The following is a 20,842-nucleotide window of genomic DNA, read 5'->3' on the forward strand; positions in this document are numbered from 1 at the left end:
TCTTCCCCGGGACCCCCTTTCCAAAGACTGTTTATCTACAGGAAGAATAAGCAATATTTTAGGGATAGAGTGTCGGCAAGAAAAAAATATGTAAACATGGCCGACGCTCTTTGCCCATTTTCAACGGTGAAAGCGGGGAAAACGCCTCTCGTTAGACCATCAGCGAGCGCTTGTCAAAAGGCGGCTCCTGCCGGCCCTCCGGTGGAGACGCTGCTCTTGCTGAACAATGGGATGGAGGTCATGGGTTTGTCTTCGAGCAGATTGACCTTGGCCCCGCAGTAGCCGCCGAACCAGAAGGGCGTGACCACGCGGTTCACCCAGGAAAAGGGCGGTTGTGCGCGCCAGCTCAGGACAGGACCGGGCAGTACGGAATACATGCTCAGGCGTTTGCCCGGCGCGGCCTGGGAAAGCATTTTGCGCATTTCCAGTGGAGAAAACCAGTGCGCGCTGCGCATGGTATTGTTTTTCGATTTGAACGGGCGCGGATAATTCATTCCAGTCTGCAGGTAGTACAATGAATACTTGTTGAGAAACGCCACCAGCAGACCTTTGCGCGCCACCCTGCGGGCTTCCTTGAGCGCCTCCATGGGGTCATCGAGAAATTCGAGCACCGTGAGCACAGCCACAAAGTCGAATTCGCGGTCGTCAAAAGGCAACGCGCATGCATTGCCCAGGCGCAGTTCGGCCTTGTTGCCAAGCCGTTTGCACGCTGCCTGCAGCATCGGCTGGGAGCTGTCCAGGCCTGTTATGTCGAAGCCGGCTTCCCAGAAGCTGTCGAGAAAGACGCCGGTGCCACATCCGACTTCGAGCAAGGTCTGCCCCCTGCGGGGCCACCCTGACATGAGCCGGTTGAGAAGCCGTTTTTCACAGGCCAGGGCAAAAGCTCCGGCCCGGGTTGCGAACCACTTCTCATAGCGTTCGGCGGTGCGTTCGCCCCATAATGCATCGGGCATGCGGCGTGCCTCTCTGTGGTTGCTCTCCGGTGATCGCGCCGGAGGCTGGAGCATGTCAGCCCTTGGCGTACACGCTCATCAACCGCCCCCCTGAATCAACGCGGTGTGCTTGCAGGGGGGCGGGGTGTATCAAAACGAACGCTGCCTATTTCCAAACAGCGCCTTCCGCTGCAGATGAAACCATTCTGGCGTATCTTTTGAGGAAAGGCGAAGAGGGCACCTTTACGGTCGGCGTAAAGTTCTGCTTGCGCTTTTCCAGTTCTTCGGCCGGAACATCGAGTTCAAGACTGCGGTTGGGGATGTCGATGGCGATGGTGTCGCCTTCCTGCACCAGTCCAATGGCTCCCCCCTCGGCGGCTTCTGGGGAGACGTGGCCGATGGCAGCCCCACGGGAGCCGCCCGAGAAGCGACCGTCCGTGATGAGAGCCACGGATTCTCCAAGGCCCATGCCCATGATGGCCGAAGTGGGGGTGAGCATCTCGCGCATGCCGGGGCCGCCTTTGGGACCTTCATAGCGAATGATGATCACGTCGCCGTCCTTGATCTTGCCCCCGAGAATGGCGGTGACGGCGTCTTCCTCGGAATCAAAGACCCGGGCGGGGCCTTTGCGCTGCATCATTTCTGGCGCAACCGCACTCTGTTTGACCACAGCGCCTCCAGGCGCCAGGGAGCCGCGCAGAATGGCGATGCCGCCTTCCTTGGCGTATGGCTTGTCCAAGGGGCGGATGACTTCCGGGTTGCGCACAGCGGCGTTCAGGGAATTCAGGTTTTCGCCCAGGGTCATGCCGGTGGCGGTCTTGACCGAAAGGTCAAGCATGCCGGCGTCAGCCAGGGAGCGCATCACGGCGGGAATACCGCCGGCGGCGTGCAGGTCTTCAATGTGGTTCGGCCCTGCCGGAGAAAGCTTGCACAGGTTGGGGGTGCGCTTGCTGACTTCGTCAAAAATGTCGAGCCCCAGCTCCAGGCCGGCTTCGCCGAATACTGCGGGCAGGTGCAGCACCGTATTGGTGGAGCACCCGAGGGCCATGTCCACGGCCACTGCGTTTTTCACGCTGGCCGGGGTCACTATGTCGCGAGGGGTGATGTTCTTTTCCAAAAGACTCATGACGCGCATGCCCGCGGTCTTGGCCAGGCGCATACGCGCCGCAGTGGGGGCCGGGATAGTGCCGTTGCCGGGCAGACCAAGGCCGATGGCTTCGCTCAGGCAGTTCATGGAGTTGGCCGTGAACATGCCGGAACAGGAGCCGCACCCAGGGCAGGCCGAAGTCGCCATGTCTTCCAGTTCCTCTTCGCTCATGTCGCCACGTTTAACGCGGCCGACACCCTCAAAGACCGTGATCAGGTCGGAGGACTTGCCCTGCCAGTTGCCAGCCAGCATGGGACCGCCGCTGACGATGATGGCGGGCACATTCAGCCTGAGCATGGCCATGAGCATGCCGGGCACGACCTTGTCGCAGTTGGGAATGAATACCATGGCGTCAAAGGGGTGGGCCGTGGCCATGATTTCGATGGAATCAGCAATGATTTCGCGGCTGGGAAGGGAATAACGCATGCCTTCATGGTTCATTGCCAGCCCATCGCAAACACCGATGACCGGAAATTCCATGGGTGTGCCGCCTGCTGCGCGGACACCGGCCTTGACCGCATCCGCAATGGTCCGCAGATGTACGTGACCCGGCACCACCTCGTTGAAGCTGTTGACCACACCAATCAAGGGGCGAGCCATCTCTTCTCGTGTCAGCCCCAGGGCGTACAGCAGTGAACGGTGCGGCGCCTTTTCCAGTCCGTGTGTCATTTTTTTACTGCGCATGAAAAACCTCTCGTTATGATTTCGGGTGCCCATGGCCCGATGTCGTGGTGTAGCGGTTGCGTGTTCAGATGGCGTTGCGCTCGGCGCGTACCGCCGCCAGGCTGCTGGCAAGAGCCACGCAGGTCAGCACCAGCACCAGCAGCGTGGATTGTCCAAATGGAAGAAAGCGAATGTGCAGCATCAAAGGGGGCACGTTCAGATAATCGGCAAAAGAGGCCTGCACAATCTTGAGCATGGTCAAGGCCAGCAAGCTGCCCACCAGACCGTGAACAGCGCCCCCGATTATGAGTGGCAGGCGTATGTACCAGTCACGCGCGCCCACCAGTTTGAGTATTTCGATCTCTTCCTTGCGGGAGAGCAGCGAAAGCTTGATGGTATTGCCCACCACCAGCGCAAGCACCAGGGTGAGAAAGGCGACCAGGGGCCACACAAAACGGCGGCTGGCGCTGGCCCAGGAGCCGGCTATGTCCGAGCCCAGGGTGTTGACGTGGACTTCTTCCACCCCTGGCAGCCCCAGAAGCATCTTACGGGTCTGCTCCCGCCAGGCCTCGCCCATTCCCTCCGGAGGGGTGAAGGACAAAAGCGCCGTGGCAGGCAGCAGGTTCTGGTTGCGCATGAAGCCCAGCTCCATGTCCTTGCCCAGTTTTTGGGAAAGGGCGTTCAAAGCCTGTTCCGGCGTGTAGGTTTCCACATCGGTCAGGTATTCCATGCCGTTCAATTTTTGCCACTGCTGCTGCACTTCCGGCAGGGGCGCGTCCGTGCGCCAATATACCTGGTAAACCACATCGCCGTGCACGCGCTGCAACTCTGCGTCCAGGTTGTGCAGGAACAACAGAAAAAGCCCCCCGAGAAAAGCAACGAGGGTTACTGCGGCAAAGGTGAGCGCCTGGGCCCAGGGGTTCAGGGTCAGGTCTTTGAAACCGCGGATGATGAGTCGGATGAAAACGCGCATGATCGCTCCCTGCTCATTCGTTACCCGGCATGGCGGGGGGTGGTCAATGCGCCCGCGCCACGCTGCCGTTTTCCAGGTGGAGTATGCGCGCCCCGGGCATGCTTCTGAGCAGGTCCGGGCTGTGCGTGGCCAGAATGACGGTGGTGCCGTGGGCGTTGAAATGCTTGAAAATTTCTATGAGCCGCAAGGAAAGTTTTGGGTCCAGATTCCCCGAGGGCTCATCTGCCAGCAAAATACGCGGATTGACCACAATGGCCCGGGCAATGGCTACCCGCTGCTGCTCGCCGCCTGAAAGCGTGGAGCAGAGCGCCTCGCCCCTTTTTTCAATGTTCAGACTGCGCAGCACGGCCCGCACGCGGCGATCGATCTGTTGCCGCGCCATACCGCGGACCTCCAGGGCCAGGGCCACGTTATCGTAGACGCTGCGCTCTCGCAGAATCTTGAAATCTTGAAAAACCACACCCAGTTGCCGGCGTAAGATTGGCAGGCGAAAGCCCGTTGTCTTGCGCAGGTCCAGGCCACAGACCCTGGCCTGCCCCCTGAGTACGGGAAGCGCGCCGTACAGCACGCGCAGCAATGTGGTTTTTCCGGCGCCTGAAGGGCCGGTGAGAAACATGAACTCCCCCTGCTCGAGGGTATAGCTCACGTCCTTCAGGGCCCAGTTCTGGCCGAAGTTATACGAAAGGCGATCGAGCTCGAGGATGGACATGTACGCTCCCAAGGAGTGCTTCCGACTGAAAAATATAAACGGCGCGCAAGCTTCCGGATACTGTTTCAAGGACTGAACGTGACATACCTTTCCCAGGGCCGGAGAGCAAGCCGTGGCTGCTGCTTAGGTGAAAGAGGGGGATGGGTATGATCACTTATGGAAGGGTGCGATGTGAAGTAACATTCTGTTATTTCTTAAAGAATATGTCGGGGGCAGGCGGACTTCCTTTACCGTGGTGACAGGGCATCCATTTCTGACGGGGGGTACCGCTGGGCTGAATGCGCTTCTTCCTGAGAATGTTCGTATTGTTGCAAGTTTGAAGGCAGATTAGAAAACGTCAGCCAGCATTTGCTCCAGGGATGTGTCGGCGTCTGGCTGGTCGTCGCGCCAGGTTCCCGCCAGTTTGCCATCTCGCATCAATGCTATGTTGCCAGCCAGGGCGCGGGTCTGTCTCAGACTGTGAGACACAATTACAAGAGGCAACTGGTTCACCAGCTCCAACAACAATTCCTCTATGATGGAAGCGGAGCGGTAGTCTACAGAGGCGGTGGGTTCGTCGAGGAGCAATACATCCGGCTCAAGCGCGAGAGCACGGGCCAGACACAGGCGTTGCTGCTGTCCCCCGGAAAGAATGTCCGCCGGCTTGTCCAGGCGCTCTTTCACTTCGCGCCACAGGCCTACCTGCTGCAGAGCTTTTTCCATGCGGTGTCGTGCTGCATCATCCGTTATGTCGGTCAACAGGCGTAAGGGCATGAGCAGGTTGCGGGCGATGGAAACCGGCAATACGTTGGGTGACTGGAATACCATTCCCACGCGACGGCGAAGCGCTTCCACGTCAGTGGATGGCGCATACACATCGAGATTTCCATCCGCCAACTGCAAAGAAATGCCCCCCGATGTGCGACAGTCAGGAAAAATTTCATTGAGCCGGTTGATGGCTCGAAGCAAGGTTGTTTTGCCTGAACCGGAGCGCCCGATAATCAGGGTGATTTTCCCGGCATTGATGTCCAGGTCTACATTCCTGCAGGCATGTGCGCCATTGAACGTGACAGAAAGGTTGCGGATGTGGATGGGGATCACCTTTTTGTCCTCCAGCGCCGTTCCATGGCTTGTTGCAATGCATTTGCTGCGATGAACAACCCCGTGGTGAGCAACAGCAGAATGAGCGCCGCCCCGAATCCACGTTGCAGCTCACTAGGGTCACGGTACTCGGCTGCTGTCGTAAAGATGAAAAAGGGTAGAGCCTCGTACTTGTCCAGTACTCCCCGCGGCAAGCCTGCGTTGGCCACCACCCCTGTCAGCATGATTACGGCGGTGTCTTCCGCAGCACGCCCTATGGCCAGCACAACGCCACTCATAATGCCTCTGCTTGCAGAAGGGAGCAGCACATGGCGGATGGCCTGTACCTTGGTGAACCCCAAACTGGGTCCAAGTAACCGCAGAGAAACGGGAAGCCCTTCCATGGTGGTGGCGGTGGCGTTGATCATATAGGGCAGGATTAAAAGGCCCATACAAACCCCGGAAAGAAGGAGGCAGGTGCGCGTGTCCGGGGCAAAGGTGCTGCGTAGAAAAAGAATGAGTGCAAAGCCGAAAAGTCCCATGAGAATGGAAGGAATGCCGGCCAACAGGTCCACACTGAAGGCGAGCCCCCCTTTTATTGGATGACGGGCGTATTCACTGAGATATATGCCGCACAGTATGCCCAGAGGGATGGCGGTGCCACCTGCCAGCAGGATGACTCCCAGTGTTCCGACGCAAGCAGGCCAGATGCCGTCCCACACAGGGGCGAAGTGGAAAAGCGCCTCCAGGGGGGGCGTGTCGCCGAAAAAGAGTTGCAGGTTCAGGGCAGGGCTGCTCTGCCAAAATAAAAAAATCAGCAGAAAAAGCATGATGGCTACTGGGATGAGGGCGCTGCACCAGCAAAATGCCATAAACCAGAAAGCACTCTTTCTCATGATCGTGCTTCCCCTGATTTTTGGATCCAGCGCAAACCCAGGTTCACAAGAGCCGTAATGAGAAAAAGGATCATACCTGCGGCAAACAAAGAGAGATAAGCCAGACTGTGGCTATCCGTGGCCATGACCAGGGCGATGTGCGCCGTGAGTGCACGGACAGAGTCGAAAACGGAGCCTGGAACCTGGGGGGCGTTGCCGGCCAGCATGAGTGGCAGCATGGTGTCGCCAAAAGCGCGCCCTGTGCCGAGAATGGCGGCAGTGAGAAAACCTTTGCGCGACATGGGCATGACCAGGTGGATAAGAGCTTGGGCTCGGGTCATTCCCAAAGCGGCCGCGGTAAGGCGAACCTGTGGTTCGGCCACCTGAAACTGGCTGTGCAGCAAAAGCACGACAGTGGGCAAAACCAGCACGGCCAGACTCAACATGGCGGCCAATAGAGAAAAGCCGCTGCCATGGTGGAAAGTGGAGCGCAGCAACGGCACCAGCACGAACACAGCGATGAAACCGTAAACCACGGTGGGCACGCTGGTCATCAGTTTCACCACACGCAGCACCAGGCGCGCCAGTTTTGGGGGGCCCATGCCGTGTACGAAACAGCAAATGCCCACACCCAATGGAAAGGCCAGCAACATGGAAGAAAAAGACAATGCCAGTGAAACGGTGACCATGGGCAAAATGCCGAAGTGCCCCTGAAAAGGGCGCCAGTCCCATGTCATAAGTTGGGCCAAAGCGTTGTCTTGGAAAAGGGGCAGGCAAAAAAACGCCAGAAACAGAAAAATGGCCAGCACAACTGAGGCCGAGATGCCGGCTGCCAAATGAATGGCGCCTGTGGCGAGCCTGTGGCGGGGCTTGGCTATTGAAGAGGGCATGGTGTGTATGAAAGACCCCGGCGTAGGCGGCACACCGGGGTCACATATCTGCTAATGCAGCGGTATGTAGCCGGCTGCTTTGATGATTTCTACTGCGTCAGGCCCCATAATGTAGTCCACAAACGCCTTTACGATGCCTTCTGGCTGCCCCTTGGTATTCATGTAGAGCTTACGCACCACCGGGTAGGCTCCATCCTTGGCTGACTGCTGATTTACTTCCACACCGTCCAGTGTGGGAGCCTTCACAGTTTCATCCAGATGGCCGATGCTGACATAGCCGATACCGGCCGGGTCACGGGAAATGGCTGATTTCATGGCGCCGTTTGAAGGGACGACATTAGCGGACACGGCGATGTCACCCTTATCAAGGAGCTTCTTCCAGTAAACCGACCTGGTGCCGCTGGCTTCATCGCGGGTATAGAGGGTAATGGCGGCGTCAGCTCCACCAACTTCTTTCCAGTTGCTGATTTCACCCGAAAAGATTTTTTTGATTTGTTCTTTGGTCAGGGAGGCGACAGGATTTTCAGCATGTACCACGGTCGCCACGCCGTCTACGGCAAAGGGAAAGAGTTCCAGTCCGTATTTGGCGATTTCATCGTCACTGGCTTTGCGGCCGGAGTTGCCTATGTCCACCAGGCCTTCGCCGACTTTTTGGATTCCCACACCGGAACCGCCCCCTGCAACGGTGATACGGATGTCTGGGTTGGCGGTCATGATCTGTTTGGCTGCTGCCTCCATGACGGGGATGTGGGCTGTGCCGCCGGCAATGGCGATATCGCCGCTTTTGCCGGTGAAAGCGTCCAGTCCAGAAGCAAGGGCGGCGGTGCTCAGAAGCATGGCGAAAAACACAAATCCGAGAACGGAAAAAATCTTTTTCATATCCGTCTTCCTTGAAGCTGTAGGTGGGAGATAATAACGTCTGCCAAAGCAATATTTGCAATATAATTCATAAAAAAGTCGCAGTATTGTTGCAAATTGAGGCTGCTGATTGCTGAGGCTGGTAAGGATTGAAAAAACTGATATGAAAAAATAAAAAAGGCGGCTCCCGCTATGGAAGCCGCCTTTTGCGTGCGCGTTGTTGTTCATCTGAGGCTTAGAGCATCCTGAGCTGAAAGAACTGAGAAATGCTTACGCCACTGCCTGGATCAACATATTGTTCCAGACTGTTGTAGATTTTTAGCCACACTTGGTGAAGCCGCATGCCTTGCAGCAATGGCACCCTTCTTCAAAGACCAGGTCGGCGCCGCAATCAGGGCAGGCTGCGCCATTCAGGGACGGATCGGAAGAAACAGGCGCTTCCCCCTGCATGTAGCGTCGTTCGAGAACCCATGCGATGGCGTCCGGGATGGAAAGCAGGAGCTTTTTCTGGAACACGGGGTGCTCGCCGCCAATGCCTTTGAGCTGGCTGACGATCTTGTTGACCTCGATGCCGGAGCGCAATGCCAGAGATACCAGGCGGCCGATGGCCTCGGCCTTGGCCGTGATGGAGCGACCGGATTTGCCGATGGTGGCGAACACCTCAAAGGGGCGGCCGTCAACTTCATTGACGGTAAGGTACAACACGCCCAGGCCGGTATTAATCTTGTGAGTGAAACCGAACGTCACGTCGGGCCGTTCGCGCACAACGCGGGAGCCTTTCTGTTGCGGCTCGGCGGCGTTTTCCTGGTCGCTGTCTCCCGTGCAGAGCACCTGGATGCTTTTGCACCCGTCGCGGTAGACGGTTACACCCTTGCACCCCAGTTCGTAGGCCAGCCAGTAGATGTGGTGAATGTCTTCCTGGGTGGCTTCGTTGGCCAGGTTTACGGTTTTGGAAACGGCATTGTCAGTATGGTGCTGGAAAGCGGCCTGCATTTTCAGGTGCCATTCGGCTTCTATGTCCATGGCCGTGACAAACACCCTGCGCAGCCAGTCAGGCAGGTAATCCATGTGCTGGATACGACCTTTCTTGGCTACGTCATCCATCAGCGCCTGGCTGTGGCTTTCGGCTTCTTTCAGGGCGTCCTCAAAGTGGCGGTTTACTTCCACCAGCTTGGCGCCATCCATAACGTGGCGCGCAAAGGAGAGGGCGAACAAGGGTTCGATGCCCGAGGAACAGCCCGCAATGATGGATAGCGTTCCCGTAGGCGCGATTGTCGTGGTGGTGGCGTTGCGATAGGGGCCCAGATTGCGCTTGCCGAACACGGAGCCGTCATAGGCGGGAAAAGGCCCACGCTCGGCTGCCAGCGTTTTGGAGGCGCTTTTGCTCTCGCTCTGGATGAAGGCCATGAGCTTTTCGCCAAGATTGAGGGCCTCAACGCTGTCATAGGGGATACGCAACTGGAAAAGCAGGTCGGCCCAGCCCATGAGTCCAAGGCCGATCTTGCGGTTGGTACGCACCATTTCGTCAATGCTCTCCAAAGGATAGCGAGAGGCGTCTATGACGTTGTCCAGAAAGCGTACGCTGAGGTGGATGGCATCCTTAAAGGCGTCCCAGTCTACATCCTTTTTGGCGGCGTCGTAAAAGGCGCTGACATTGAGCGAGCCCAGGTTGCACGCCTCGTAGGGCAGCAGGGGCTGCTCACCGCAGGGGTTGGTGCTTTCGATTTCGCCCAGTTCGGGGGTGGGGTTGTCCTTGTTGATACGGTCCAGAAAGACAATGCCCGGATCGCCGCTTTCCCATGCCTTGCGCACCAGCAACTCAAATACCTTTTTGGCTTCGAGTTGGGCTACCGTCTTGCCGGAATGGGGGGTGACCAGGTCGTACTTTTCGTCGTTTTCCACCGCCTTCATAAAGGCTTCGGTCAATCCAACGGAAAGGTTGAAGTTGTTCAGTTCGCCTTCGCGCTCCTTGGCGGTGATGAACTCCATGATGTCGGGGTGGTCAATGCGCAGGATGCCCATGTTGGCCCCCCGACGGGTGCCCCCTTGCTTGATCTGCTCCGTGGCTGTGTTGAAAATGCGCAAAAAGGAAAGCGGCCCCGAGGCAACGCCGCCGGTTGATCCGACACGGCTTTCTTTGGGGCGCAGGCGCGAGAAGGAAAAGCCCGTGCCGCCGCCGGATTTGTGGATCAAGGCAGCGTATTTGACGGCGTCGAAAATTTCTTCGATGGAGTCGCCCACCGGCAGTACGAAGCAGGCGGCAAGCTGCCCCAGCTTGGTGCCGGCGTTCATCAGCGTGGGGGAGTTTGGCAGAAAACGGAAATTGGTCATCAGGTCATAGAACTGCCGCGCCAGCTCATCGACCTTGTAGGGCGACTTTTCATATTTTGCTTCTTCGCTGGCGATGCTCCAGGCCACCCGCCAGAATAATTCCCGTACACCCTCGGTGATTTCGCCGTTCAGCCCTTTGCGCAGGTAGCGCTTGGTAAGGACTGTTTCGGCATTTTCAGAAATGTGCACGTCGAGCAGGTCTTCGGGAATAGGGGGTATTGCAATGATGTCGTCGGCTTGTGCGGTCTGCATGTCTTCTCGCTAGAATTTTTATTTATTGTTTTTACTACGACGCAACAGCAACTCTGCCCGTTGCGGGCAGGAGGGTGAAAGTATGATAAGCAGGGAAAATTGTGAAGCAGGTTTGCCTTACGACCGAAAGGTCGCAACCCCTTGAAAATACGAGTTGGCGAAGAAAAAAACTAATTAATTCAGGGTTAATTCAAAATCCCAGACATCGTCTTCATAATTTTTCCTGACCTCAAACCCCACGGCCTGAGCCAGTCCGGCCATGCCCTGATTGGTAAGCAATGCCTGCCCTATGATGCGATTTGTGCCCCGTGATTTGCAGTAACGGATTATTTTTTCCATGAGCATGCGCCCCAATCCGAGACGCTTCAGATCCGAGCGGATCAGCACGGCGAATTCGGCATCGTTGTTTTCAGGGTCTGTCATGGCGCGAACAACCCCCAGGGTGCGCTCCTCGCCGGAATCATCCACCCCTTTGGCAATAAACGCCATTTCGCGGTCGTAGTCGATCTGGGTGAGCTTCTGCATTTCGCTACGGGGCAGTTCGCCTATGTTGCCAAAGAAGCGATAGCGCTTGTCCTCTGCTGAAACGTGCTCCAAAAATTCGTAATGGTCCGGTTCGTCCTCAGGACGGATGGGGCGCAGTGTCACCTTGCGCCCGTCCTTGAGCAGGACGCACTCTTCCTGCTCTTTCGGGTAGGGGCGTATGGCCAGTTGATCCGCACCGCTCATGTCTGCCTGGGCCACGCTTATCTGCACGTCCAGAGCCAGTACGCCCTTGTCGTCCGCGTACAAAGGGTTGATCTCAAGCTCCAGGATTTCGGGTATGTCAATGACCAGCTGCGCCACCTTGATCAGCGTAAGGCAGAGCATTTCCATATCCGCGGCGGGATGATCGCGGTAGCCCTGCAACAGTGGGTACACCTTGGTGCGCGAGATGAGCTCCCTGGCCAGGTGCATGTTCAAAGGGGGGAGGCCGACCACGCGGTCGGCAAGCACTTCGGCAAGACTGCCTCCCTGGCCGAAACGCAGGGTCGGGCCAAAGACCGGGTCGGTGATGATTTCTACGGCCAGTTCGTGAGCGCCGGCGCGGCGCATCATGCGCTGCACGGTAAAACCGTGAATGCGCGCTTCCGGCCTGGCCGCCCTGACATTCTCCAGAATACGCCCTGCAGCCTGACGCACGGCTTCGTCATCCTGCAGGTCCAGGGCCACACCACCGGCCAGGGACTTGCGTTGAATGTCCGGGGAAAGAATTTTCAGCGCCACGGGGTAGCCCAGTTCCTCGGCCACCTCCACACAGCCTTCCACACCGTCCAGGTCGCTGACCATGCCTGAGACGACAATGGGTATGTCGTAGGCAGCCAGCACATCCTTGGCTTCGGTTTCGGTCAGCATCTGGCGCTGTTGCTCCAGGGCCTTGTTCACTATCTGCCGGGCCGCGTAGGTGTCGGGGTCGAAATGCTCTGGCAAGGAAGGAGGCGTTTCCATCAGCAGTTCCTGGTTGCGCCTGTGCTGCACCATGTTCAGGAACCCGCGGATAGCCTTTTCCGGTGTAAAATAGGTAGGTACGCCTGCCGCCCCGAAAATTTGCCTGGCCTCCTCGGCGTTTTCTATGCCCATGAAACTCGTCAGTACGTTGCGCTTGGTCTTCTTGGCCGCACGCACCACGGCGTCCGCCACTTCCTTGCTGCCGACCATGGCAGTGGGCACATGCATGACCAGTACGGCGTCGACGTTTTTGTCCTTGGTCAGGATTTTGATGGCGTTTTCATACGATTCGGGCTGCACTGCGCTTTTCATGACCATGGGGTTCCAGTAGGAGAACTGCCCCCCAAGTTCTTTTTCCAGGGCTGCCTGTGTTTCTTCGCTGAGCTGGCTGAGGTGCCCCCCGCCGGAAATGAGTTCGTCCGCCGCAAGAAAGCCGGGGCTGCCGCCATTGGTCAGGATGGCCAGCCTGTCCCCCACAATGGGGCGCGTGCGGGCCAGGGTCTCCACTGTGTCAAACAACGCATCCACGTCGAACACGCGCAACATACCGGCGCGGCGGAATGCTGCGTCGTATACTTCATCAGCCCCTAAAAAGGCTGCCGAGTGGGCCGCTGCTGCGGCTGCGCCTTCTGGCGAGCGACCGGACTTGATGACCAGCAAGGGCTTGTTACGGGAAAACGCACGCGCTGCAGACATGAACAGCCGGGCATTTTTTATGGTCTCTATGTACAGCAATACGGCGCGGGTGTGGGGATCGCTGTTCAGGTAGTCGATAACGTGCCCCAGGTTCATGTCCAGTCGATCGCCCAGGGATATGAAATGGGAAAAGCCGATGCGCATGGAGCTGGCCCAGTCCAGTACCGCGGTGAAAAGCGAGTCCGACTGGGAGATGAAGGCCACCTTCCCAGGCAGGGCGTCGCGATGGGCCAGACTGGCGTTGAGGCCTACCGTGGGGCTGATGAAGCCCAGGCAGTTGGGGCCGAGCATGCGGATGCCGTGCTTGCGCGCGACTTCCAGCATGGCCTTGCCGCTGGCGGATTGTTCCTCTGCCGTGCGGCGGAAGCTGCCCCTGCTCAAAAGCACGGCGGCGCGGGTGCCGCGTTTGCCCAGTTCGTCCAGGTAATAAGGCACCTTTTCAGGTTCGCTGCAGATCACGGCCATATCTGGCGTTAGGGGCAGGGTGTCGACGCTGCGGTAGCTCTCAATGCCGAGTATGGGTTCCTGTTCCTCGTTCAAAGGCATGACGGGGCCCAGGAATTTGCACTCTGTGAGATTGTGCATGATCACGTTGCCCGGCGAGCCGGGTTCGTTTGATCCACCGATGACCGCCACAGAGTTTGGGCGGAAAAGTTGTTGCAAGTTCTCTGCAGACACCTGTTCTCCCTAAGCAAAAAGGCGTAGCGCTTTTTCAAGAGCGGTGGCTGCGCCTTTTGCGCAACCTGCTTCTGCTTATCACTGCCCGTGGCGCGGGTGTCAATGGTAAAAGCTTGACGGTGACGCGCAGGGAGAATCGTTAAACACGACTGCAACAGGCGTTAACCTTGCGTCAGAACAGATTTAATGCCTGTCGGATAAATGGCTGTGGAGGCGCAACCCGGCCCCCGCAGGCCGGACTGCGCCTCCACAGCTACAGGAAGGCGAATGGAGGAGAGTGGGGCTCCCCCTGGAATTACGCGGACTTGTTCAAACGGCGTTCGGCGGATTTTTTTGGGCTTTCAAACTGTACGGCCGTGCCATAGCAGGAAAAGAACTTGCTGCCGTCGGGATGAAAAGCCACGTTTTCCTTGTAGCCGATGATGCCTTGCGCGCCCTTGTTCACGGCGCGGGCCGTCATGCCGAAAAAAGTTTCTTCTGAGTCGTATCCCCGGCAGGCTACAAGTCCCAGCACCTTTTCGATCTGCTTGCCTTCAATGTCCTCTGTGGTGACCACGGGGAAGCGGCCGGTACCGAAAAGCTCCTTGAGGCGGGCCATATCGTCGTCCAGGGCAGAGTTGCGGCGTTTGTTCTTCTTCTCGCTGTTGTTCAGGAGAAACAGCATGATGACACCTCTCTTACAAATGATTTCCAGAGTTGACCGTGTTAGTTCTGCCATGCTGAAGCAAGAAGTCTGCCAGCATCGAAAAAGCGGCCTGGTGCCGAGATCGCGGGGTCTTGGCGGCTGTCTCTATCGTTGGTCAACGTCGGAGAACCGACACCCTGAGCACCTGGCATGCGCGAAGCGGCTGTAATGGACTGGAACTCTGGACTGCCGCGGCCCGTGGGTGTAATGGGGAACATGCCCGGAGTTCCATTTTTGCCGGGTCTTGCGCCATGTGTAGGGGTATTACGAGTATGGCAGTGAAGGGTTCGTATTCATAACTGCTTGAAACAGCGAGTATTGTTTCAGGACATATATTGTTTGCAGGCGAAATGCGCTAGAGGATAACCATGCAGGTTTACGCCGGTCTGGATGCAGGCTCGGTCAGCGTCAAACTTGTGGTCATTGACGCTGCAGGCCACATTCTCGATCACAGTTATGTCCGACATAAAGGGCGCCCCCTGGAGATTGCGCTGCCGTTATTGGAGCGTGCAATCAAACGCCATGGCCCGCTCCCGTTGGCAGTCACGGGCACCTCGGGCAGACAGTTGGCCGACATTCTGGCCGCCCCTCATTATAATGAATTGGTAGCTCTGGCCTTGGCCATGCGTGCAGCGCATCCCGAGGTGCGCACCGTCATGGAAATGGGAGGTGAGGACGCCAAATTTTTGATTCTGGAACATGGCGCCATCAAGGATTTTGCGCTTAATTCCGTGTGTGCTGCAGGAACAGGCAGTTTTCTGGATCAGCAGGCGGAACGCATGCGCATGGGTATAGAGGCGTTTGCCGACCTCGCCCTGGAGAGCAAGGCGCCGCCCCCTATAGCAGGACGCTGCAGCGTGTTCGCCAAGTCGGACATGATCCATCTGCAGCAGATAGCAACGCCCGTCGCCGACATTGTGGCGGGGTTGTGCTTTGCTGTTGCCAGGAATTTTCAGGGGTCCATCGTGCGCAACCGCCCCATGCCGGAAGGCGTTGCTTTTCTCGGGGGCGTGGCCATGAACCAGGGTGTCGTCCGGGCCTTCAGGGACGTATTCGGCCTGGAGAATCTGCTGACTCCCGATATACCTACGATTTATTCCGCCATGGGCGCGGCCATGAGGCTGCAGGAGGATGTCATCAGGGAGCAGGCGCTGCAGCCGCCTTTGGATGGAAACCGCCTGGAGCAGGCCTGGCTGACGCTGGCCCGTTCGCGACATGGCGGCATAACCACATCGGCGCACGGTGTGCTTGTAGCGCCGGGTGACGATTTTGCGACCCGCCACGACCTGTCTCAATGCGCAGCCCAGAACGCGCCCGAGGGTAAAACGCTTCCGGATGCAGCCGCTGGAGGATTTGACGCCTATCTTGGCGTGGACATCGGCTCCATAAGCACCTGTCTTGCCGTTGTAGATGCCTCTGGCGACCTGATAGCAAAACGCTATTTGCGCACTGCAAGCCGCCCCATTGAGGCTGTGCGGCAGGGATTGCGGGAAATCCAGGAGGAATTGGGCGCGGGGTGCAACATCCGTGGCGTGGGCACCACGGGCTCTGGCCGCTATATGATAGCCGACTGCATCGGCGCCGACCTGGTCAAAAACGAAATAACCGCCCAGGCAAGGGGCGCGGTCTGTCTGGACGCCCTGGAACATCCCGACCATGGCGGCGGGGTTGATACCATTTTCGAGATCGGTGGGCAGGACTCCAAATACATCCGGCTGCAGGATGGCGTGATTCTGGATTTTGAGATGAACAAGGCCTGCGCTGCGGGCACCGGTTCTTTTCTTGAAGAACAGGCCGAGAAGCTGGGTGTGTCGGTAAAAGGGGAATTTGCAGGGCTGGCACTGGATGCGGACGCCCCATGCGCGCTTGGGGAGCGGTGCACCGTGTTCATGGAAAATTCACTGATGAGCGCCCTGCAACAAGGCGCCGGCAAGGACGACCTGTTGGCCGGGCTTTCCTACAGCATTGTGGAAAACTATATCAACCGCGTTGTGGCCGGCCGCCCGATTGGGGACAAGATATTTTTTCAGGGTGGCACGGCGTGTAACAAGGCCGTTGTCGCGGCGTTTGAAAAGTACCTGGGCGAAAAAATCCGCGTGCCGCGCCATACGGACGTTTCCGGCGCCATCGGCATGGCGCTGCTGGCCAGGGAGCATGTGTTGGAAAACGGGGTCTCGCGCTCGGCGTTCAAGGGGTTTGCGCAGGCGCAGCGCCCGTATGAGCAAAGCTCCTTTGCATGCAAAGGCTGCGACAACCATTGCGAAATAAACCGCGTTCGTTTTGAAGGTGACGCAGACCACCTTTATTACGGGGGGCGCTGTGAAAAATACGATATAAAAAGACGTAAGCGCCGCCCCCTGCCGGATTTGTTTGCCTTGCGCAGGGCGGAGCTCGAACGCCGGCACAGGGAATATGAAAAAGAATTTCTGGCTGCGCGAGAGAGCGGCCGAACTTCAGGAACAGGGCGGTTGGGGCGTATTGGCCTGCCGCGAGTGTTCTTTCTGCAGGATTGGCTGACCTACTGCAGTACGCTGCTGTGGGAACTGGGATTCGAGGTCGTGGTCTCTTCACCCACGGACCATAAGATCACCTCGTTGGGAACGCAAACCACCCTTGCTGAGACCTGCTTTCCCGTAAAAGCCGCCTTGGGGCATGTGCGCCGGTTGCTGCAGGATGGGGTCGAGCGCATCTTTCTGCCAAGTTTCGTGGACATGTCGCTTCCTGGGAACGGGGAAGCGGGTGCTTCCTCCCTTGCCTGCCCCCTGACGCAAAGTTTTCCTTACCAGGCGCGTGTTCTCATTCGGGATGCTTCGGAAAAAGGGGAGATCGCCGCTCCCGTGATCAACTGGCAGGAAGGGCGCTTGGGCGTCTTCGCTTCGCTGTTTACAGCGCTCAAATCCTATGGCGTGGGGCCCCTGGCCATGTGGCGCGCCATGACCAAGGCCGAGGCGGCCCAGGAAGCATTTGGCCAGACAATGCGTGCGGCAGGGGCAGACCTGCTTGCCAGATTGGGAAAGACGGAAAACGGCGCAACCCTTCCGGACCGCGCCCTGGTTGTTATCGGCAGGAGCTACAACGCTCTGGATCAGGGGATGAACCTGGACATTCCCCGCAAACTGGCAAGCCTGGACACGGTGGCCATCCCCATGGACGCGCTGCCTTTGGACGATATGCTCGCACCCGTGCTGGCGGACTGGCCGGAAATGTACTGGCGCTCCGGGCAACGTATGCTTGCCGCGGCGCGGTCCGTACGTCTTGACCCGAGGCTGGATGCCCTGGTCATCGGCAGCTTTTCTTGTGGTCCGGACTCTTTCATCATGGAGTATTTTACCAAAGAAATGCAGGGGCGCCCCTTTCTGCATATTGAAATTGACGAACACAGTGCTGACGCAGGCGTCATCACCCGTTGCGAGGCGTTTCTCGACAGTCTGGAAATGCGCCGCAGGCTGGAAGAAAAGGGGCATGCGGCAAACCTGGAGAAGGCTGCGGCATCCCCCCTGCGCCATGGCAAAAAAAGGGGTCGGGTGCGCAAGGTGTATGTGCCGCGCATGGGAGACCAGGCATTTGGACTGGCGGCAGCCTTTACGGCCAGCGGGCTGGACGCGGAGGTCATGCGCCCCACCGATAATCAGGCCATGGACCTGGCCCGGCGCTACATCAGCGGCAAGGAGTGCTACCCTTTTGCCGTCACAACTGCCGATATGCTCAGAACAGCGATGTCTGCGGATTTCGCCCCTGAAACCAGCGCGTTTTTCATGCCCTCTGGCAGCGGACCGTGCCGTTTCGGGCAGTACAATCTTTTGCAGCGCATGATTCTGGAGCGCGCCGGATTCCCGGAAACGCCCATTCTCTCCCCCATGCAGGACAGCTCGTTCTATGAGGAAGTGGGCGAGATCGGCAACAGTTTCGCACGCATAAGCTGGAAGGGTATTTTGGTTTTCGACCTGCTCAACAAGTGTCTGCAGGGTGCGCGCCCTTATGAATCTGTGCTAGGGCAGGCGGATGCCTTGTACGCCCAGGCCTTGCAGGAGATTCCAGGCTATCTGGCTGGTGATGAAGCCATACTGGGGCGCGTTCTTGGCACTTATGCGGAGCGCTTTGCCGGCATCCGCAAACAAGGGCTGGCGAGTAATGGCGGGGCGCGCCCCCTGGTGGGAATCGTAGGGGAAATTTTTGTGCGCACCAATGCTTTTTCCAATGAAGACCTGGTGCGCAAGGTCGAGGCTCTGGGCGGTGAAGCCTGGCTGGCCTCGGTGGACGAATGGATTTACTATGTAAACTGGGGCGCGGCGCGCAATGCCCTGAAACGGCGTAAAGCGCTGCAACTCGGGCAGGTACTGCTCAAGGATGTTGTGCAACGGCGCATCGCCCACCGGTTGGAAGTCTCCACAGGTGAGATGCAGCGCGAGGCGCCCTCTATCCATGATCCGGGCACCAGGGCCATATTGAAAAAGGCAGCACCCTATTTGCACCATTCATTCAGGGGCGAAGCCGTGCTTAGCGTGGGCAAAGCCGTGGACATGCTGGAACGGGGAGCAAAAGGCATCGTCGTGGCCATGCCCTTCGGGTGCATGCCCGGCACGGTGGCGACTTCGCTTTTGCGCAGTGTCTGCGCACGGTTCGGTGCGCCCATGATCAGCATACCCTATGACGGCACGGCCTCCAGCGCCACACGGCTGCAACTGGAAGCCTTCATGGAGCAGGTCGTCAGACGCGGGTGATCCGGAAACACCAGTAGAACCTTTTGGGAGGAACATGACCAGCAGCGACTCCTTGCGCCTGCCGGAAGCGGTGCGCGGGAACCCACGTGTTGCCGCTTACCTTGACGGATACCGGCAGCGCTATCATCAACTGCTCGCGGAACATCCGGAGCTCGCCCCAAAAGAGGGCGCAGAAAACGTAGCTTGCCCGTGCTGTGGCAGTGAGTTTTCGGCCTTTGGGCGGTTTCGCCACCATTCTTGGGACCCCTGGCGGCAGAACGCCATGTGTCACGTTTGCGGCTCCCTGGAGCGCCACCGCAGGCTCTGGCTGCAACTGGTGACCGAGGACGCCCTGTTCGAGGAACAAGGCGCTCTGTTGCATATCGCCCCGGAACCATTTTTGAGCGGATTCTTCAAAGTGTGTAGCAACTTGGAGTATGTGGACGTGGACCTGCAAGAAGGGCGTGCAGGGCAGAATTTTGACGTAACAAGATTGCCGTTTGCAGAAAGTCGCTTCAACTGGTTACTGTGTAGCCATGTGCTGGAGCATGTGGACGACGACCACAGGGCTCTGGCCGAATTCTACCGGGTCCTTCTGCCGGGCGGCGTTGCCTGGCAAATGGTGCCCACCCTTAAAGAAGGGACGCTGGTGCACGAACCCCCGCCCGGCGGCTTCACCCCGGATGACCATCGCCGTGAATACGGTCTGGAAGATTTTGTGGAGCGTGCCCAGGGTGCAGGTTTCCGTGTGGAAGTCCTCCACGCCAAATCCTTGTCTGCCGCTATTCGAAAGCGCTTTCGCACCAGCAATCACGTGTACCGCTGCACAAAACCGTAAGGAGAAGTATTGTGACCGAATCAATACCCAACAAGGAGAGTCTGGCAATCTTATGGGTTAATGGTGATCCTGAAGCGGCCATGCGGATGGCTTTTATGTATGCGCGCAATGCCATGGCGAATGGCTGGTGGCAGCAGGTTCGTCTGATTATATGGGGGCCGTCCGCCTCTGCCATGCGGCAGGATATGGAGCTGCAGGACGCCTTGCCCAAGCTCCGTGAAGCCGGTGTGGAAATCATGGCCTGCAAGGCCTGCGCAGAAGAATACGGCGCAGAGCAAACGCTGGAGGCCTTGGGTGTAGATGTGCGTTATACGGGCGAGTTGTTGACCGAGATGATCAAGTCTGGCTGGCATGTGCTGAGCGTGTGACAGGAACAAACGAAAACGAGTTATGGTCTTATCTGAAATATATAAAATTCCGTGGCGCAGATAGGGGGCAGACAAGCCCCCGGATGCTGCGGTCAAAAGACCTCGGCATCCGTAACAGGGGTGAAAAAACGGCTGGCGTCAGCAAGATGTTGGGCGAACAACCCCTTAAAAGTCTAGTTATTCCTGACTGTAACGCTCAAGCACATTGTTCAAATCTATCTTTTTACGCCTGATGCTTCCCTCTTCTATGTGAAAGCGGGTCATGGTGAAGGCATGCTGATCAATGTAATCGATGCGACCTGCGCTTGTTGACGTCAGCAGGTGCTCAAGACGCTCGATGAAGTCGTCGATAAAAAAGAAATTGCCCTCATACTCGAGCTCCATTTCACCGTCCTCGCAATTGAACTCGGTGAATTCGAACTCGTCGGAAAGCTCACAGGCTTCGGAATCCACATGTTCCACGTGTCCGTAGACGCGGATTTCATCATATCCCATGGTGGAGCTCCTCGGCATTCCGTTGTTCTGGATCATTCGCAGCATGGCACCTTCCCTGGTTTTGGGCCGCGTATGGCGGCGGAGGGTATGGAGCAGCCGCTGGACCGGCTGCTGCGTACGAGGGCGTGTTTGGACCCTGCACGCGCCTTCTGATTGCTGGTTGTGATGAGCTGGGCGCCATTGCCACCGCTCCTGTCCGTTTGCT

15 protein-coding genes are annotated in these 20,842 nt (G+C 57.8%); 3 read left to right on the plus strand and 12 right to left on the minus strand.

Annotation, left to right across the window (positions count from 1 at the left end):
• Positions 1-173 precede the first annotated feature (173 nt).
• The 11 genes from ACZ5EH_RS07020 to ACZ5EH_RS07070 form a co-directional block, all read right to left on the minus strand.
• Positions 174-953, minus strand: coding sequence for a class I SAM-dependent methyltransferase (locus ACZ5EH_RS07020; RefSeq protein WP_464277413.1), 780 nt, complete (start codon positions 951-953; stop codon positions 174-176).
• Positions 954-1,098: 145 nt separating this feature from the next.
• Positions 1,099-2,763 carry a dihydroxy-acid dehydratase gene (ilvD, locus tag ACZ5EH_RS07025; RefSeq protein WP_464277414.1) on the minus strand — a complete coding sequence of 555 codons (1,665 nt, stop codon included), beginning with the start codon at positions 2,761-2,763 and terminating at the stop codon, positions 1,099-1,101.
• Positions 2,764-2,827: 64 nt separating this feature from the next.
• A complete protein-coding gene (locus ACZ5EH_RS07030; protein ID WP_464277415.1) occupies positions 2,828-3,715 on the minus strand; it encodes a cell division protein FtsX in 888 nt (295 codons plus the stop codon).
• A gap of 43 nt (positions 3,716-3,758) precedes the next feature.
• Positions 3,759-4,418, minus strand: a complete 660-nt coding sequence (locus ACZ5EH_RS07035; RefSeq protein WP_464278274.1) for a cell division ATP-binding protein FtsE — start codon at positions 4,416-4,418, stop codon at positions 3,759-3,761.
• Positions 4,419-4,751: 333 nt separating this feature from the next.
• Positions 4,752-5,504 (minus strand): phosphate ABC transporter ATP-binding protein, encoded by a 753-nt coding sequence (locus ACZ5EH_RS07040; protein WP_464277416.1) that lies wholly within the window; start codon positions 5,502-5,504, stop codon positions 4,752-4,754.
• On the minus strand, positions 5,501-6,379 hold the full coding sequence (locus ACZ5EH_RS07045) for a PstA family ABC transporter permease (protein WP_464277417.1): 879 nt from the start codon (positions 6,377-6,379) through the stop codon (positions 5,501-5,503). Before ACZ5EH_RS07045 ends, ACZ5EH_RS07040 begins: the two co-directional genes overlap by 4 nt.
• Entirely contained in the window at positions 6,376-7,248 is an 873-nt protein-coding gene (locus ACZ5EH_RS07050; RefSeq protein ID WP_464277418.1) for a PstC family ABC transporter permease, read from the minus strand. Before ACZ5EH_RS07050 ends, ACZ5EH_RS07045 begins: the two co-directional genes overlap by 4 nt.
• 51 nt (positions 7,249-7,299) lie before the next feature.
• On the minus strand, positions 7,300-8,127 hold the full coding sequence (locus ACZ5EH_RS07055; RefSeq protein WP_464277419.1) for a phosphate ABC transporter substrate-binding protein: 828 nt from the start codon (positions 8,125-8,127) through the stop codon (positions 7,300-7,302).
• A 297-nt stretch (positions 8,128-8,424) separates the two neighbouring features.
• Positions 8,425-10,689 (minus strand): vitamin B12-dependent ribonucleotide reductase, encoded by a 2,265-nt coding sequence (locus tag ACZ5EH_RS07060; RefSeq protein ID WP_464277420.1) that lies wholly within the window; start codon positions 10,687-10,689, stop codon positions 8,425-8,427.
• A 174-nt stretch (positions 10,690-10,863) separates the two neighbouring features.
• The gene (locus ACZ5EH_RS07065) at positions 10,864-13,551 is read right to left on the minus strand and encodes a bifunctional acetate--CoA ligase family protein/GNAT family N-acetyltransferase (protein WP_464277421.1); all 2,688 of its coding nucleotides are present in this window, start codon (positions 13,549-13,551) and stop codon (positions 10,864-10,866) included.
• A 295-nt stretch (positions 13,552-13,846) separates the two neighbouring features.
• Positions 13,847-14,215 (minus strand): hypothetical protein, encoded by a 369-nt coding sequence (locus tag ACZ5EH_RS07070; RefSeq protein WP_464277422.1) that lies wholly within the window; start codon positions 14,213-14,215, stop codon positions 13,847-13,849.
• 389 nt (positions 14,216-14,604) lie between these two features.
• On the opposite strand from ACZ5EH_RS07070, the gene ACZ5EH_RS07075 reads away from it, so the two are divergent.
• The 3 genes from ACZ5EH_RS07075 to ACZ5EH_RS07085 are packed head-to-tail and all read left to right on the plus strand — an operon-like array spanning position 14,605 to position 20,142.
• Positions 14,605-18,957 carry an acyl-CoA dehydratase activase gene (locus ACZ5EH_RS07075; protein WP_464277423.1) on the plus strand — a complete coding sequence of 1,451 codons (4,353 nt, stop codon included), beginning with the start codon at positions 14,605-14,607 and terminating at the stop codon, positions 18,955-18,957.
• 34 nt (positions 18,958-18,991) lie between these two features.
• Positions 18,992-19,774 carry a methyltransferase domain-containing protein gene (locus ACZ5EH_RS07080; protein WP_464277424.1) on the plus strand — a complete coding sequence of 261 codons (783 nt, stop codon included), beginning with the start codon at positions 18,992-18,994 and terminating at the stop codon, positions 19,772-19,774.
• Positions 19,775-19,785: 11 nt separating this feature from the next.
• Positions 19,786-20,142, plus strand: a complete 357-nt coding sequence (locus ACZ5EH_RS07085; protein WP_464277425.1) for a DsrE family protein — start codon at positions 19,786-19,788, stop codon at positions 20,140-20,142.
• A gap of 177 nt (positions 20,143-20,319) precedes the next feature.
• Here ACZ5EH_RS07085 and ACZ5EH_RS07090 read toward each other — a convergent pair whose 3' ends face one another.
• A complete protein-coding gene (locus tag ACZ5EH_RS07090; protein WP_464277426.1) occupies positions 20,320-20,637 on the minus strand; it encodes a hypothetical protein in 318 nt (105 codons plus the stop codon).
• Positions 20,638-20,842 lie beyond the last annotated feature (205 nt).

It is taken from the genome of Desulfovibrio biadhensis (assembly GCF_055388615.1).

Bases quoted from the DNA above. Each gene is read 5' to 3' on its own strand.
- ACZ5EH_RS07020 (WP_464277413.1), bottom strand. From the start codon at position 953: ATGCCCGATGCATTATGGGGCGAACGCACCGCCGAACGCTATGAGAAG.
- ilvD (WP_464277414.1), bottom strand. From the start codon at position 2,763: ATGCGCAGTAAAAAAATGACACACGGACTGGAAAAGGCGCCGCACCGT.
- ACZ5EH_RS07030 (WP_464277415.1), bottom strand. From the start codon at position 3,715: ATGCGCGTTTTCATCCGACTCATCATCCGCGGTTTCAAAGACCTGACC.
- ACZ5EH_RS07045 (WP_464277417.1), bottom strand. From the start codon at position 6,379: ATGAGAAAGAGTGCTTTCTGGTTTATGGCATTTTGCTGGTGCAGCGCC.
- ACZ5EH_RS07050 (WP_464277418.1), bottom strand. From the start codon at position 7,248: ATGCCCTCTTCAATAGCCAAGCCCCGCCACAGGCTCGCCACAGGCGCC.
- ACZ5EH_RS07055 (WP_464277419.1), bottom strand. From the start codon at position 8,127: ATGAAAAAGATTTTTTCCGTTCTCGGATTTGTGTTTTTCGCCATGCTT.
- ACZ5EH_RS07060 (WP_464277420.1), bottom strand. From the start codon at position 10,689: ATGCAGACCGCACAAGCCGACGACATCATTGCAATACCCCCTATTCCC.
- ACZ5EH_RS07070 (WP_464277422.1), bottom strand. From the start codon at position 14,215: ATGCTGTTTCTCCTGAACAACAGCGAGAAGAAGAACAAACGCCGCAAC.
- ACZ5EH_RS07075 (WP_464277423.1), top strand. From the start codon at position 14,605: ATGCAGGTTTACGCCGGTCTGGATGCAGGCTCGGTCAGCGTCAAACTT.
- ACZ5EH_RS07080 (WP_464277424.1), top strand. From the start codon at position 18,992: ATGACCAGCAGCGACTCCTTGCGCCTGCCGGAAGCGGTGCGCGGGAAC.
- ACZ5EH_RS07090 (WP_464277426.1), bottom strand. From the start codon at position 20,637: ATGGGATATGATGAAATCCGCGTCTACGGACACGTGGAACATGTGGAT.